This is a genomic window from Citrobacter sp. wls615 (genome assembly GCF_005281355.1).
Classification (GTDB): Bacteria; Pseudomonadota; Gammaproteobacteria; order Enterobacterales; family Enterobacteriaceae; genus Citrobacter; species Citrobacter werkmanii.
On record NZ_SZXM01000045.1, the window covers coordinates 25,095 to 39,898 of the forward strand.

Annotated in this window: 12 protein-coding genes; 4 read left to right on the forward strand and 8 right to left on the reverse strand. The window is 52.7% G+C overall.

All coding sequences use genetic code 11. From position 1 onward, the window contains the following. Window positions 1–90: 90 nt before the first annotated feature. On the forward strand, window positions 91–1,017 hold the full coding sequence (locus FDX04_RS12360; RefSeq protein WP_042309545.1) for a LysR family transcriptional regulator: 927 nt from the start codon (window positions 91–93) through the stop codon (window positions 1,015–1,017). A gap of 31 nt (window positions 1,018–1,048) precedes the next feature. On the opposite strand, the gene glgP is transcribed toward FDX04_RS12360, so the two are convergent. Both glgP and FDX04_RS12370 read right to left on the reverse strand, forming a co-directional pair. Then, window positions 1,049–3,499 carry a glycogen phosphorylase gene (glgP, locus tag FDX04_RS12365; RefSeq protein WP_137361327.1) on the reverse strand — a complete coding sequence of 817 codons (2,451 nt, stop codon included), beginning with the start codon at window positions 3,497–3,499 and terminating at the stop codon, window positions 1,049–1,051. Window positions 3,500–3,551: 52 nt separating this feature from the next. Further along, window positions 3,552–3,737, reverse strand: coding sequence for a glycine cleavage system protein T (locus FDX04_RS12370; protein WP_249935534.1), 186 nt, complete (start codon window positions 3,735–3,737; stop codon window positions 3,552–3,554). A gap of 231 nt (window positions 3,738–3,968) precedes the next feature. Between FDX04_RS12370 and rimO the strand changes: the two genes are divergently transcribed. Beyond that, a complete protein-coding gene (gene rimO, locus FDX04_RS12375; RefSeq protein WP_137371018.1) occupies window positions 3,969–5,276 on the forward strand; it encodes a 30S ribosomal protein S12 methylthiotransferase RimO in 1,308 nt (435 codons plus the stop codon). Between the two features lie 93 nt (window positions 5,277–5,369). On the opposite strand, the gene gsiD is transcribed toward rimO, so the two are convergent. From gsiD to FDX04_RS12405, 6 genes are all read right to left on the reverse strand, one after another. Then, entirely contained in the window at window positions 5,370–6,281 is a 912-nt protein-coding gene (gsiD, locus tag FDX04_RS12380) for a glutathione ABC transporter permease GsiD (protein ID WP_137371019.1), read from the reverse strand. A 2-nt stretch (window positions 6,282–6,283) separates the two neighbouring features. Then, on the reverse strand, window positions 6,284–7,204 hold the full coding sequence (gene gsiC / locus FDX04_RS12385; protein WP_032942797.1) for a glutathione ABC transporter permease GsiC: 921 nt from the start codon (window positions 7,202–7,204) through the stop codon (window positions 6,284–6,286). 46 nt (window positions 7,205–7,250) lie between these two features. Beyond that, entirely contained in the window at window positions 7,251–8,789 is a 1,539-nt protein-coding gene (gene gsiB / locus FDX04_RS12390) for a glutathione ABC transporter substrate-binding protein GsiB (protein WP_079936827.1), read from the reverse strand. Between the two features lie 28 nt (window positions 8,790–8,817). Further along, on the reverse strand, window positions 8,818–10,689 hold the full coding sequence (gene gsiA, locus FDX04_RS12395) for a glutathione ABC transporter ATP-binding protein GsiA (RefSeq protein ID WP_137371020.1): 1,872 nt from the start codon (window positions 10,687–10,689) through the stop codon (window positions 8,818–8,820). Then, window positions 10,673–11,641: a beta-aspartyl-peptidase gene (gene iaaA / locus FDX04_RS12400; RefSeq protein WP_137361330.1), complete on the reverse strand. Its 969-nt coding sequence runs from the start codon at window positions 11,639–11,641 to the stop codon at window positions 10,673–10,675. Before iaaA ends, gsiA begins: the two co-directional genes overlap by 17 nt. Window positions 11,642–11,832: 191 nt before the next feature. Further along, window positions 11,833–12,621, reverse strand: coding sequence for an aminoglycoside adenylyltransferase family protein (locus tag FDX04_RS12405; protein WP_137361331.1), 789 nt, complete (start codon window positions 12,619–12,621; stop codon window positions 11,833–11,835). Between the two features lie 176 nt (window positions 12,622–12,797). Between FDX04_RS12405 and moeA the strand changes: the two genes are divergently transcribed. After that, the gene (moeA, locus tag FDX04_RS12410; protein ID WP_061381897.1) at window positions 12,798–14,033 is read left to right on the forward strand and encodes a molybdopterin molybdotransferase MoeA; all 1,236 of its coding nucleotides are present in this window, start codon (window positions 12,798–12,800) and stop codon (window positions 14,031–14,033) included. Next, a complete protein-coding gene (gene moeB, locus FDX04_RS12415; protein ID WP_137361332.1) occupies window positions 14,033–14,782 on the forward strand; it encodes a molybdopterin-synthase adenylyltransferase MoeB in 750 nt (249 codons plus the stop codon). The genes moeA and moeB overlap by 1 nt, the downstream gene beginning before the upstream one ends. Window positions 14,783–14,804: the final 22 nt, after the last annotated feature.

Consider the following 14,804-nt stretch of genomic DNA (forward strand, 5'->3'; position numbering starts at 1 on the left):
GCTTAGCGAAAATGGTCAGTTTCCCGCTGGCATGACATTTTTTGCTATACCTGATGTGATTACTGCCGTAGTGCTGATTATGAGGGGTCTATGTCGAAAGCAAATGATGCAGAGAAAATTCGCACACTATCAAAAATTGATCTCAATCTGCTGACGATTTTCTGTTTGATCTATAGCGTAGGCAGCATCTCCCGAGTCGCTGATATGTTGAATATCTCACCCTCTGCCGTCAGCCAGTCCTTGAGAAAACTGCGCGAAATGATGGGGGATAATCTGTTTGTCCGCAGCGGAAATGCGCTGTTACCGACGGTCTACTCTGATGAGCTGTATGATAATACGATCCCTATTATCGACAAACTGTCGTTGCTAATGCCGCTTTCCACGCCTGCCGCCAAAAAAAGGCTAACGCTCTATACGGAATCTTTTATATCCCCTATCGTCATTCCCGATGTTACCGCGAGAATAATCGATACCGACGCCGATATCAGTCTCCTGCACCTCACCGCCGACCTGAATGAACAGAGCATTATTGAGTTATTGAATATGCGCCAGGCGGATGTCGTTTTTTCAACTTTTTCCGTTGAGTCAGCAAGCCTTTCATGCCAGAAAATATGCGATATGCGCCTGGTACTGGTAGCGTCGCAGAATAATGCTTTATACGGTAGTTCCATTAGCGAAGCACAATTCAGAAACGCGAACCTGGTGGGTTATAATACCAAGAATGAAAAAATCATTTACCATCGCAGTATTGTGGATAAAAAATTCAGATCCGGGGATCGCTGCCTGCTGACCTCATCATTTACGGCGATACTGACGATTGTGTCCAATACCCATTGTATAGGGGTGATCCCGGAAAAGGTGTTTGCAACACATGCTCATCTGTATGGGCTGAAAAAAATAAACACGCCGTTTCCCCTGCCGCAATTCAGTGTGTTTGCTTCATCGCGCAAAGACAGCAATACCCATAAGATCCTCTCCCCCATTCTGGCCGATTTGCAAACCGCCTCCCTGTTATGAAAACCAGGGAGGCTCAGCGTTGGGAAAATTGCTATACGTGAATTTTAGCTATGCGCCAGATATGATCAGCATATTCCTGCACCGTTCTGTCAGATGAGAAATACCCCATGTTGGCAATATTGTGCAACGTCCTGGTCGTCCACTCCCGGGGAGTTCGATACAGCTCATCCACCGCATCCTGACAGTTCACATAGCTGCGGTAATCCGCCAACACCTGATAGTTGTCGCCAAAATTGATTAATGAATCCAGCACGTCTCTGTAACGTCCGGGCTCCTGCGGGCTGAACATACCCGTACCGATTTGCGTCAGCGCCTGGTGCAATTCCTCATCATTTTCAAAGATGCGTCGCGGGTCATAGCCATCGCGTCGTAAGGCTTCAACCTGATTAGCCGTATTACCAAAGATGAAGATATTATCTTCCCCAACGTATTCGCGCATTTCAATATTCGCGCCGTCGAGCGTACCGATGGTCAACGCGCCATTCATACCAAACTTCATATTGCTGGTCCCGGAGGCTTCCGTCCCGGCCAGGGAAATTTGCTCTGACAGATCGGCAGCAGGAATAATTAGCTGTGCGAGACTGACGCTGTAATCCGGGATGAAAACCACCTTTAGTTTGCCGCCTGTTTGCGGGTCATTGTTGACTAACTGCGCCACATCATTAATTAAGCGGATAATTTGCTTCGCCATGTAATAAGACGAGGCGGCTTTTCCGGCAAAAATATTCACCCGTGGAACCCAGTTGGCATCCGGCGCGGCTTTAATCCGGTTATAGCGCGTGATCACATGCAGCACATTCATAAGCTGCCGCTTGTATTCGTGAATACGTTTCACCTGCACATCAAACAGCGCATCAGGATCCACCACCACGCCGTAATGGGCGGCAATATGTTGCGCCAATCGCTGCTTATTTTCATACTTCGCCCGGCGCACCGCCTCATTCACCGTCGGATAATCTATGTATTGCTTTAACTCGCCCAATTGCATTAATTTGGTCCGCCAGCTTTCGCCAATATTCTCATCCAGCACATTGGCAAGCGGAGGATTAGCCAACGCCAGCCAACGCCGCGCCGTGACACCATTGGTTACGTTGGTGAAACGCAGAGGAAAGATACGCGCAAAATCAGCAAACAGAGAGTCGGTCATCAGCTTTGAATGCAACGCCGACACGCCATTTACCTTATGACTGACAACCACCGCCAGCCAGGCCATGCGCACCACGCGCCCATTAGATTCATCAATCAGCGATACGCGCTGCAGCAGTTTGCTATCATCGCGATAGCGCTCCTGTAACGTCTTCAGGAAGCGGTCGTTAATCTCAAAAATAATCTGCAAATGACGCGGTAAAAGTCGACTTAGCATTTCTACCGGCCAGGTTTCCAGCGCCTCGCTCATCAACGTATGGTTGGTATAAGAAAAAATCTGACAGGTCACGTCAAACGCGTTATCCCAACTAAACTGGTGATGATCAATCAACAAACGCATCAGCTCTGGGATCGCCAGCACCGGATGCGTATCATTGAGGTGGATAGCGATTTTATCGGCCAGATTATCGTATGTGCGGTGCAACTGATAATGACGGCTCAGGATGTCCTGAATCGTGGCCGAGGCCAGGAAATAGGCCTGGCGTAAACGCAGTTCACGTCCTGCATCGGTCGAATCATCAGGGTACAAAACTCGCGAGATCCTCTCGAAGTGATATTTGTTTTCCACTTCCGTAGCAAAGTCTTCCTGCTGATTCAGTTTGCCCGCATTGACCTCACTATTTACCTGAACGTTCCACAACCGCAATGTATTGGTGGTGTCCGTCGCATAGCCGGGAATAATCTGGTCATGGGCCACCGCCAGAATATCTTCAGTTTCTAGCCAGCGGGTTTTATTCCCTTCTTGTTGCAGTCGCCCGCCAAAGCGCACTTTATAATGCGTATTATGACGTTTGAATTCCCACGGATTACCGTATTCTAACCAATAGTCCAGCGACTCTTTTTGCACGCCATCAACGATATTTTGTTTAAACATACCGTAGTTATAGCGAATGCCGTAACCGCATCCCGGCAGGCCAAGCGTTGCCAGAGAATCAAGGAAACAAGCCGCCAGTCGTCCGAGACCACCATTTCCAAGTCCGGGATCATTTTCCTCGTCAATTAGCTCTTCCAGTTCCAGCCCCATTGCCTCAAGCGCGCTTCTGACTTCTTCGTAAATACCTAACGAGAGCAACGCATTAGACAGCGTACGGCCAATTAAAAATTCCATCGACAGATAATAAACCTGGCGCGCATCCTGAGAGAATTGTGCCCGATTAGAACGGTGCCAGCGCTCGACCATTCGATCGCGTACCGCATATAACGTCGCATTAAGCCACTCCCGTTTCGTGGCGATAGCGGGATCTTTGCCAATAGTAAATAAAAGCTTATTAGCAATATCATCTCTCAGTTTATCAACATCAGAGTCCGCCGCGAGCGGTAGTGGCGAAATATACATATTAACGTTACCTTTCAAATTTTGCAGGATGGGTAATAGACAGGTGAATTATTTAAACTCTGGGTTTGCGAGCGTCAGTTTTTTGCCGAATAATTTCATGACTGGCGATAAACGTTAATTCTGTCATTAATACACGCCAACTTAAGCCTGTAGCCAGTGAGATATAATATAAACTCACATCATTAGCATAAAGAGTTTTAGCCATTTCAAGTTTCGACTGCAAAACAATATCTTTCAAATTTAACCTCATTAATAACGCTCGACGAGATAAAATTTATGCTAATTAATTTCTACAGCCAAGAAGTGACACTTAAAGCCGGAATTAGACTCGCTAAACACCTTCCGCCAACCGATCCACTATTTATAGGTATTGGTCTTTATTCTCCCGGTCTTATGCCGATCAGATATAGATGTACCGTGACGGCATCTGTATAATCCCCCGATTACGAGCAATGTACAGTATAAGAAAATGGCAAAAATTGGTTTTATATCACTAGGTTGTCCGAAAAACCTCGTCGATTCTGAGCGCATCCTGACCGAACTTCGTACCGAAGGCTATGATGTTGTGCCAAGCTACGACGACGCGGATATGGTTATCGTTAACACCTGCGGCTTTATCGACAGCGCGGTTCAGGAGTCCCTGGAAGCAATCGGTGAAGCGTTGAACGAAAACGGCAAGGTGATCGTTACCGGCTGTCTGGGCGCGAAAGTCGATCAGATCCGTGAAGTCCACCCGAAAGTGCTGGAAATCACCGGTCCGCACAGCTATGAACAGGTTCTGGAGCACGTTCACCACTATGTGCCAAAACCAAAGCATAACCCGTTCCAGAGTCTGGTTCCTGAGCAGGGCGTCAAGCTGACTCCGCGCCATTATGCCTATCTGAAAATTTCTGAAGGCTGCAACCACCGCTGCACGTTCTGCATTATTCCCTCAATGCGTGGCGATCTGGTGAGCCGTCCGATCGGCGACGTTCTCAGCGAAGCCAAGCGTCTGGTAGATGCGGGCGTGAAAGAGATACTGGTCATTTCTCAGGATACCTCCGCGTACGGCGTGGATGTGAAGCATCGCACCGGTTTCCATAACGGCGAGCCGGTCAAAACCAGCATGGTTGATTTGTGCGAACAGTTATCAAAACTGGGGATCTGGACGCGTCTGCATTACGTCTATCCCTACCCGCACGTTGATGACGTAATCCCGCTGATGGCGGAAGGTAAAATCCTGCCGTATCTGGACATCCCGCTGCAGCATGCCAGCCCGCGTATTCTTAAACTGATGAAACGCCCAGGCTCCGTGGACAGACAGCTGGCGCGCATCAAACAGTGGCGTGAAATCTGCCCTGAACTGACGCTGCGCTCCACTTTCATTGTTGGTTTCCCGGGTGAAACGGAAGAAGACTTCCAGATGTTGCTCGACTTCCTGAAGGAAGCGCGTCTGGATCGCGTGGGCTGCTTTAAATACAGCCCGGTAGAAGGCGCTGGCGCTAATGACCTGCCGGATCAAATCCCGGAAGAGGTGAAAGAAGAACGCTGGAATCGCTTTATGCAATTGCAACAGCAGATCTCTGCTGAACGTTTGCAGGAGAAAGTGGGCCGCGAGATTCTGGTCATCGTTGATGAAGTTGACGAAGAAGGCGCAATTGGTCGTAGCATGGCTGATGCTCCGGAAATCGACGGCGCGGTATATCTGAATGGTGAAACCAAGGTGAAACCTGGCGATATCATCCGCGTGAAAGTCGAAAACGCAGATGAATACGATCTGTGGAGCACCCGCGTTTAATTAAGCGCAACCCAACGTAGGCCGGATAAGGCATTTATGCCGCATCCGGCAATGCCTGATGGCGACGCTGAAGCGTCTTATCAGGCCTACGGTTTACCCTTTTATTTTCGGGTCCAGCGCGTCGCGCAGACCATCTCCCAGTAAGTTAAACGCCAGCACCGTCAGGAATATCGCTACCGCCGGGAAAATCGCCACGTGCGGCGCGATCACCATATCAGCGCGCGCTTCATTAAGCATTGCCCCCCACTCAGGCGTTGGCGGCTGTGCGCCTAATCCCAGAAATGACAGGCTCGCGGCAGAGATGATCGACGTGCCAATTCGCATGGTAAAAAAGACCACGATCGATGAAACCGTACCCGGCAGGATATGGTTAAAAATGATGGTCGTATCGCTGGCACCAATACTGCGCGCAGACTCAATAAACGTCTGTTGCTTCAGCACCAGCGTATTCCCGCGCACCAGGCGCGCGAAGGCCGGAATGGAGAAAATGGCCACGGCAATAATCACGTTCGCAATACCGCTGCCCAGCACGGCGACCACGGCTATCGCCAGCAATATCCCCGGAAAGGCGAACAGCACATCGCAGATTCGCATAATCAGTCGATCCCACCAGCCTGCGTAGTATCCCGCCAGCAGACCCAGCACTGTGCCAATCGCCGCGCCAATAAACACGGCAAAGACCCCTGCCGCCAGCGAGATTTGCGCGCCAACCAGCACGCGGCTAAAGATATCCCGTCCCAGTGAGTCAACGCCAAACCAGTGCAGCATCGACGGTCCATCATTCAAACGGTCATAATCGAAGTAATTCTCGGCATCAAATGGCGTCAGCCAGCGGGCAAAAATCGCCAGCATGATCAGGAGCAATACAAACAATCCAGCGAACATCGCCATGTGCTGTCGACGGAAACGACGCCAGAACTCATGCCACGGTGTGCGTATCTGCTCTGGCTTAACAAGAGGCATCGCATTTAAAATCGCCTGTCGGCGCCAGTTAAAAAATCGCATCCTTACTTGTACCTGATAGCCGGATTAATGGCGGCGTAGAGCACATCCACCACTAAGTTAATAAGAATAAATTCCAGAGAAAACAACAGTACCTCAGCCTGAATCACCGGGTAGTCGCGCATTTCGACGGAGTCCACCAACAGTCGCCCAAGCCCAGGCCAGTTGAACACCTTCTCAACCACAATAGAGCCGCCGAGCAAAAAGCCAAACTGTAGCCCCATCATGGTGACAACCGGGATCATCGCATTACGCAGACCATGTTTTAACACCACCCAGGTTTCACTCACCCCTTTAGCCCGCGCGGTGCGCATATAGTCTTCGCTGAGCACATCCACGAACGAGGCGCGAGTAAACCGTGCTAACACCGCAGCCACCGCCGCGCCCAGCGTAATAGACGGGAGGATATAGTGCAGCCAGGTGTCGGCGCCAACGGTGGGTAACCAACCGAGCTCAACGGAGAATATCTGCATCAGCAGCATGCCGAGCGCAAACGCCGGGAACGAGATCCCGGTGACCGCCAGCGTCATACTCAATCTGTCCGGCCAGCGATTGCGCCATACGGCAGCAATAATCCCCGCTGTCATGCCGAACAATACCGCCCACGCCATACTGGCAATAGTCAGCCATAGTGATGGCATAAAACGGCTGGCTATCTCTTCGGAAACCGGGCGACGAGAAACCATCGAGGTCCCAAAATCGCCTTGCAACACGTTGGTCATGTAATGCCAGAACTGAACATGCAGCGGCTGGTCCAGACCCAGCTGCTTGCGCACCAGTTCGATCACCTCAGCGTCAGCTTCCGGTCCTGCAATCAGCCGGGCCGGATCGCCGGGTAGCAGGTGAACAAATAAAAATACCAGCACCGCAACAATCAACAGAGTTGGAATCAACCCCAGCAGGCGCTTGAAAACATAGTTAAGCATCACGCTCCCTTCGCCGGCCCCTACGCTTCGGGGCCGAATGAATAGCTTATTTTAAATCCGCATCATCAAAGCTAAATCCGGTATCCGGCATGATCCAGAATCCGGTCAACCTGGTGCTGTGCGCCGAAATCAGTTTTTCCACTACCAGCGGGATCCACGGCGACTCTTTCCAGATAATATCCTGCGCATCTTTGTACAGCTTCGCTTTCTGCGCTGGATCGTTGGTTTGCAAAGCCGCAGCGAGATCACTGTCCACCTGCTTATTGCTGTAGAACGCCGTGTTAAACAGGGTTGGCGGCCAGTTTTGTGATGCAAACAGCGGCGACAGCGCCCAGTCCGCTTCGCCTGTAGACGCAGACCAGCCGGTGTAGAACATCCGCACTCCGCTCTCTTTCTGCGCTTTACCTTCAACTTCCGCCGCACGCTGACCAGCGTCCATCGCCGTTACCTGAGCCTTAATGCCAACCTGCGCCAGCTGCTGCTGGGTAAATTGCAACACTTTCTGTGCAGTACTGTGGTTATGCGAAGACCACAGCGTGGTGGTAAAACCATTAGGGTAGCCTGCTTCTTTCAGCAGTTCGCGCGCTTTCGCCGGGTCGTACGGCCATGGCGTATAGCTTTGCGCATAGGCTATCGACGGTGGGAGAACGCCGGTTGCCGGCGTCGCGTAACCGGCAAAAGCCACTTTCACCAGCGCCTGGCGGTTGATGGCATAATTCAGAGCTTCACGCACCTTCGGGTTGTCGAACGGTTTTTGCGTGACGTTCATGCTGATATAACGCTGCATAATAGACGGACTGGCCACCAGTTCCAGGTTTTTGTTCTTCGCCAGTAACGCCGCCTGCTCGTAAGGGATTGGGAAGGCAAACTGCGCTTCCCCGGTCTGTAACATGGCCGCACGCGTATTGTTGTCGGTCACCGGACGCCAGGTAATCGTATCCAGCTTTGGCAGCCCCTGCTGCCAGTAACCTGCGAACTTCTTAACCTTCACAAAATCTGTCTGATTCCAGGTATCAAGCTGATACGGCCCGGTTCCAACAGGATGAAAACCAATCTCCTTACCGTATTTCTCCAGCGCAGCGGGAGAAATCATCGCCGTTGCCGGATGCGCCAGAATATTGATAAAGGCAGAGAACGGCTGTTTCAGCGTAATCTTCACCGTCGACGGATCGACGACTTCGGTTTTATCGATATTCTTATACAGGTTGTAGCGTTTCAGATGGTTTTCTGGGTTACTGGCCCGATCGAGGTTAGCTTTTACCGCATCGGCATTGAAGTCAGTACCATCCTGAAACTTCACACCCTGGCGCAGCTTAAGGGTATAGGTCAGCCCATCATCAGAAACCGTATAACTCTCCGCGAGCACATTTTTCAGCTTCATCTCTTTATCAAGACCAAACAGCCCCTGATAAAACGACTTCGCTACCGCCTGCGACAACGTGTCATTCGCGTCATAGGGATCGAGCGTCGTGAAATTGGATCCCACCGCCACCACCACATCTTTGGCGGCCCAGCCAGGCGATGCAGCCAGTGCAGAGGCCACTCCCACAGCAACCAGCCATTTTCGAGCAACAATTTTTGTCATGTTATTCTCCTTAAACCCTGCCTGCCTGTTATAAACGCGAAAGCGCATTTTCTGGTTGCCCACGCGCAACATAATGCCCCGGACCAACTAACTGGAGCGAAACGGGGGAAATTTCTTCGCCACGTTTGCGAATATTGCTGGGGATATCGTCCGACAACAGCACGCGCTGGGGACGGTGATGCGATGGATCGGCGACCGGAACTGCCGCCATCAGCTTGCGAGTGTACGGATGTTGCGGATTTTCAAACACCGCCCGCCGGGTGCCTATCTCAACGATCTGTCCCAGATACATGACCGCCACACGGTGACTGATCCGTTCCACCACCGCCATATCGTGAGAAATAAACAGGTATGCGATACCCAATTCTCGCTGCAGGTCGAGCATCAGGTTGATGATTTGCCCACGAATTGAAACATCCAGCGCCGAGACAGATTCATCAGCAATAATCACTTTGGGATTGAGCGCCAATGCCCGTGCAATACAGATGCGCTGACGCTGACCGCCGGAAAACTCGTGCGGATAGCGCCAGGCATGCTCAGGCAGCAAGCCTACACGTTCCAACAGCCATGCAACCCGTTTTGCCGCCGCATCACCTTGCAGTAATCCATGCACCCGTAACGGCTCTAAAATGGAATATCCCACCGTCTGGCGAGGATCGAGCGATGCATAAGGGTCCTGGAAGATAAACTGAATATCGCGGCGCAGCGGCTGCAGTTTGCTGGCGGCCAGGGTATCAATACGCTGTCCGTTGAAGATGATCTCTCCACGCTGAGACTCAACCAGGCGCAACAACGCCCGCCCGGTGGTGGACTTGCCGCAGCCCGACTCGCCCACCAGCGAGAGCGTTTCTCCTGGCCACAGGTCAAAGCTAACGTTTTCCACCGCGTGCACCTCACGGGTTACCCGGTTAAGAATGCCGCTGCGCAGAGGAAAACGCGTCACCAGATTGCGCACCCGTAGGATAGGCTCGCCTTCAACCACGGTGTCCTGCTCGGTTTGCGGTTCGACATGACTGGGATCGTGTAAAGAAATAAGTGGAAAACGGCGCGGATACGCTTGTCCGCTCATGGAGCCAAGCTGCGGTACGGCTGCCAGCAGCGCTTTAGTATAGGGATGCTGGGGAGCATGAAAGATCTGCTCAACGCTACCGGTTTCTACCGCCTCACCCTGATACATCACCAGCACACGGTCGGCAATATCCGCCACCACCCCCATATCGTGGGTAATAAAGATCACCCCCATCGACATATCCTGTTGCAACACTTTTATCAGTTGCAGGATCTGCGCCTGAATAGTGACATCCAGCGCGGTGGTCGGCTCATCGGCAATCAGTACCGCAGGGCGGCACGACAGCGCCATAGCGATCATCACGCGCTGGCGCATGCCGCCGGAAAGCTGGTGTGGATAGCGCGATAAAATCGCCTTCGCCTCAGGAATACGGACCTGATCGAGCATCCGTTTAGCTTCCAGCATCGCCTCTTCATGACTGGCCCCCTGGTGTAAGCGGATAGACTCGGCGATCTGCTCACCCACGGTAAACACCGGATTAAGCGATGTCATTGGCTCCTGAAAGATCATCGCGATATCCGCGCCGCGCACGTGGCGCATCTGTGATGCGCTCTGTTCACCCAGCTCTATCACCTGGCGGTTGCGGCGGCGGAGTAGCATTTCATCACAGCTCACCTCGCCGCCAGCCTGTTCAATCAGACGCATCAGCGACAAAGCCGTGACCGACTTTCCTGAACCGGACTCGCCAACTATCGCCAACGTTTCGCCACGCTTGAGGCGAAATGACAGATTACGCACCGCACTGACGCGCTGCTGTTCCTGTTCAAAGGTAATGTTCAGGTTGCTCACTGCCAGTACGTCACTGGCGTCAAGCTCATCGCTGTGTGGCAACGGTATCTCCTTTTTCCCGATAAATACCGGTGGTTGGCGTATCGCCCGCGTATCCCCAGGCACGGTACATGCCTTCACTATTAAACGGTAAAGCGACGTTACCCTCATGATCGATAGCAATTAAGCCACCGCTGCCGCCCAGCGCCGGTAATTTTTCCATCACCACACGCTCGCACGCCTCAGATAAACTCAGGCCGCCGTAGTCCATCAACGCCGCAATGTCATAAGCCGCCAGCGCACGAATAAAGACTTCTCCGGTTCCGGTGCAGGAAACTGCCACGTTGGCGTTATTGGCATAACAGCCGGCACCAACCAGTGGACTGTCACCCACCCGGCCCGGCAATTTGTTGGTCATCCCGCCGGTCGATGTCGCCGCCGCCAGATTACCAAACATGTCCAGCGCGACCGCCCCCACGGTACCCATTTTGTTATTTTCATCCAGTGGGGTAGCGTTATGATCCAGCATCGTTTCACCCGTCGTTCGCACCGCCAGCAATTGAGCGTAGCGTTCTGGCGTCGAGAAAATATCCGCCGAAACGCGCTCCATACCCTGCGCAATAGCAAAATTCTCTGCCCCCTCACCAATCATCATCACGTGTGGGCTGTGTTCCATCACCAGGCGTGCCGCGAGAACTGGATTTCGCAGATGGCTTACCCCCGCGACGGCTCCCGCTTGCAGGGTATTACCGTCCATCACGCAGGCGTCCAGCTCATGGGTTTCATCACGGGTATATACTGCGCCAATTCCGGCATTAAACAGCGGGCACTCTTCCAGCAGACGCACGGCCTCGGTCACCACATCCAGTGCTCTACGCCCCTCTTCGAGCATCCGCTGACCGGTTTCGACGATATCGGACAGCGCCTGTATGTAGCGCAACTCCTGCTCCTGGCTCAGCTGCGCGCGGGTAATAGCCCCAGCACCGCCATGAATTGCAATAACTGCTTTACCCATTTTTTCGTCCATTAAGGTGACTGGTTCCGGGGGTTATAAATATCAGAATTTCGGTGACTTATTGATTCGATTTTTGAATATAGAAAGATGCAGACGTCATGTAAAGGTAAAGGCCTGCACCTCATAATCGATACCATCAGGTCATACAGATAGAGTAAACAGGAATGAGATCCCCGACGACATTGAATAGCCTATTCAAGCAGATCGGTAATCTCTTTTTTTGCATAAAACACAAATCGTTGTACTGACGGCATAGATTCAGCCCAGTTCGTTTTGGTTAACCCCAGATATTCCGAACATGCAGCTTGCAGCGTGTCAGCATGCTCAACGGGCAATTGCGGCATGAGCCACGACGCGGCCTCATCCTTTGCGACAATATCGCCAGTAACGACGCTGTACCAGATACGCGCCAAAGCCAGCATGATATTGCGCTCATCACCCTCTACATCTGCCGGTTTTTGCCACTGTTCAAGGGTATGTCGAAACGTTTCCAATACATCATTGGCAGGAATGGCGTTGAATAATATATCAGCGGGTTCACCGAATAATGGTACGCTGGCGCGCCGGGCCTGGGTCAGCAAAATGGCAAGATCAGGATCCGCCAGCGCCGGTTCAAATACGCCGGCACCAATATCATCACGCAACCACTCACCAAATTGCATTTCTCTGACGGGTGGGAATCGCCACGGCACGATCTGCGAGAACAGAACAACGGTGACTTCCAGCGCGCGGTAACGTTCTGAGGTCCCGGGCTGCGCTGAAATGGTCAGCAATTTCCGCATTACGGTTTCTCTTAACCGGGCATCCATTGGTTCCCGTATGGTGACCAACAAATCGATGTCGCTTTGAGGTTTTAAACCGCTTTCGACAGCAGAACCATACAGATGAATAGCAACGAGATTCTCCTCGAAAACCTGGCGGATGAGCGCGCTGGCTGCATTCACCTGTCGTCGAATTGCCTCCGGGATAGTAGTAGCCATTTAGCCCCCTGGGGAAAAGAGCGGAAATATTGAGTCTATACTGCATTGTTCCTGTGTCGCTATCCTCTGGCATAAAACCTTGATCAGATCTGATTCTAAGCCTGAGGTAGCATACTGTCCGCGGCCATTTTCTGACATAATGGCCGGATTCGATTTTGCCCCGCAGGAGTCTTCTCATGGAATTTACCGCCGGACTGATGCCGCTTGAAACGGCTCTCTCTCAGATGCTGTCGCGTATTACCCCGCTCACCGCCGTCGAAACACTGCCGCTGGTTCAATGTTTTGGCCGTATCCTGGCCGCCGACGTCGTTTCCCCCATTGATGTACCGGGATTCGATAACTCGGCAATGGATGGCTATGCGGTGCGATTAGATGATTTACGCTCGGGTCTGCCGCTTGCGGTAGCAGGCAAAGCCTTTGCCGGACAGCCTTTTCACGGCGAATGGCCCGCGGGGACCTGTATCCGCATCATGACCGGCGCCCCGGTGCCTGCCGGTTGTGAAGCAGTGGTCATGCAGGAACAAACGGAACAAACCGACGACGGTGTGCGTTTTACCGCCGAAGTCCGCAGTGGACAAAATATTCGTCTGCGCGGTGAAGATATTGCGAACGGTGCAGTCGTCTTCCCCGCCGGGACCCGCCTGACAACCGCCGAACTCCCGGTTCTGGCCTCGCTCGGAATTGCTGATGTGCCTGTTGTGCGCAAAGTCCGCGTGGCGTTGTTTTCCACTGGTGATGAACTGCAACTGCCGGGTCAACCGCTGGGCGACGGACAGATTTATGACACCAACCGTCTGGCCGTTCACCTGATGCTGCAACAGTTGGGCTGCGAGGTGATCAACCTGGGGATTATTCGCGACGATCCCAACGCCCTGCGCGCGGCGTTTATTGAAGCCGACAGCCAGGCCGATGTCGTTATCAGCTCCGGTGGCGTTTCTGTCGGTGAAGCGGATTACACCAAAACCATTCTGGAAGAGTTGGGAGAAATTGCCTTCTGGAAGCTGGCCATCAAACCGGGCAAACCGTTTGCCTTTGGCAAACTAAGCAACAGTTGGTTTTGCGGTCTGCCGGGTAACCCGGTATCAGCAGCCCTCACCTTTTATCAACTGGTGCAACCAATGCTGGCGAAACTCAGCGGCAACACGGGCTGTGGGTTGCCTCCTCGCCAACGCGTGCGCACCGCGTCACGTCTGAAGAAAACGCCAGGACGTCTGGATTTTCAACGTGGCGTATTGCAGCGCACCGCAGAAGGCGAACTGGAAGTCACCACCACCGGACACCAGGGTTCGCATATTTTTAGCTCCTTTAGCCTCGGCAACTGTTTTATCGTGCTGGAACGCGATCGCGGCAACGTTGAAGCCGGAGAGTGGGTTGAAGTCGAGCCGTTTAACGCGCTGTTTGGAGGCCTGTAATGGCGGAACTCAGCGACCAGGAGATGATGCGCTATAACCGGCAAATCATTCTGCGCGGCTTCGATTTTGAAGGCCAGGAAGCGCTCAAGGAGGCGCGGGTACTGGTCGTTGGTCTGGGGGGACTTGGTTGCGCCGCGACCCAATACCTGGCAGGCGCAGGCATCGGGCATTTAACGCTGCTCGACTTTGACACCGTTTCCGTGTCGAACCTCCAGCGCCAGACGCTGCACAGCGATGCAACCGTAGGGCAACCGAAAGTGCTGTCCGCCCGCGACGCGCTGGCGCGGATTAACCCTTATATCGCCATTACGCCAGTGAATGCGCTGCTGGATGATAGCGAAATTCACGCGCTGATCGCCGAACACGATTTGGTGCTGGACTGTACGGATAACGTCAGTATCCGCAATCAGCTTAATGCCGGATGCTTTAGCGCAAAGGTTCCGCTGGTTTCCGGGGCGGCAATCCGCATGGAAGGGCAAATTACCATCTTTACCTATCAGGAAGGCGAACCCTGCTACCGTTGCCTGAGCCGCCTGTTCGGTGAAAATGCCCTCACCTGCGTAGAGGCTGGCGTAATGGCTCCCCTAATCGGCGTGATCGGCTCGTTACAGGCTATGGAAGCCATTAAATTATTGGCAAACTACGGTAAACCCGCATCTGGAAAAATCGTCATGTACGACGCCATGACCTGCCAGTTTCGCGAAATGAAGCTGATGCGTAACCCTGGCTGTGAGGTGTGCGGGCAATAACTGTAAGCCCCGGCGGCATTTA

Bases quoted from the DNA above. Each gene is read 5' to 3' on its own strand.
- gsiD (WP_137371019.1), bottom strand. From the start codon at position 6,281: ATGCGATTTTTTAACTGGCGCCGACAGGCGATTTTAAATGCGATGCCT.
- FDX04_RS12405 (WP_137361331.1), bottom strand. From the start codon at position 12,621: ATGGCTACTACTATCCCGGAGGCAATTCGACGACAGGTGAATGCAGCC.
- moeA (WP_061381897.1), top strand. From the start codon at position 12,798: ATGGAATTTACCGCCGGACTGATGCCGCTTGAAACGGCTCTCTCTCAG.
- iaaA (WP_137361330.1), bottom strand. From the start codon at position 11,641: ATGGGTAAAGCAGTTATTGCAATTCATGGCGGTGCTGGGGCTATTACC.
- rimO (WP_137371018.1), top strand. From the start codon at position 3,969: ATGGCAAAAATTGGTTTTATATCACTAGGTTGTCCGAAAAACCTCGTC.
- gsiB (WP_079936827.1), bottom strand. From the start codon at position 8,789: ATGACAAAAATTGTTGCTCGAAAATGGCTGGTTGCTGTGGGAGTGGCC.
- moeB (WP_137361332.1), top strand. From the start codon at position 14,033: ATGGCGGAACTCAGCGACCAGGAGATGATGCGCTATAACCGGCAAATC.
- glgP (WP_137361327.1), bottom strand. From the start codon at position 3,499: ATGTATATTTCGCCACTACCGCTCGCGGCGGACTCTGATGTTGATAAA.
- FDX04_RS12360 (WP_042309545.1), top strand. From the start codon at position 91: ATGTCGAAAGCAAATGATGCAGAGAAAATTCGCACACTATCAAAAATT.
- gsiC (WP_032942797.1), bottom strand. From the start codon at position 7,204: ATGCTTAACTATGTTTTCAAGCGCCTGCTGGGGTTGATTCCAACTCTG.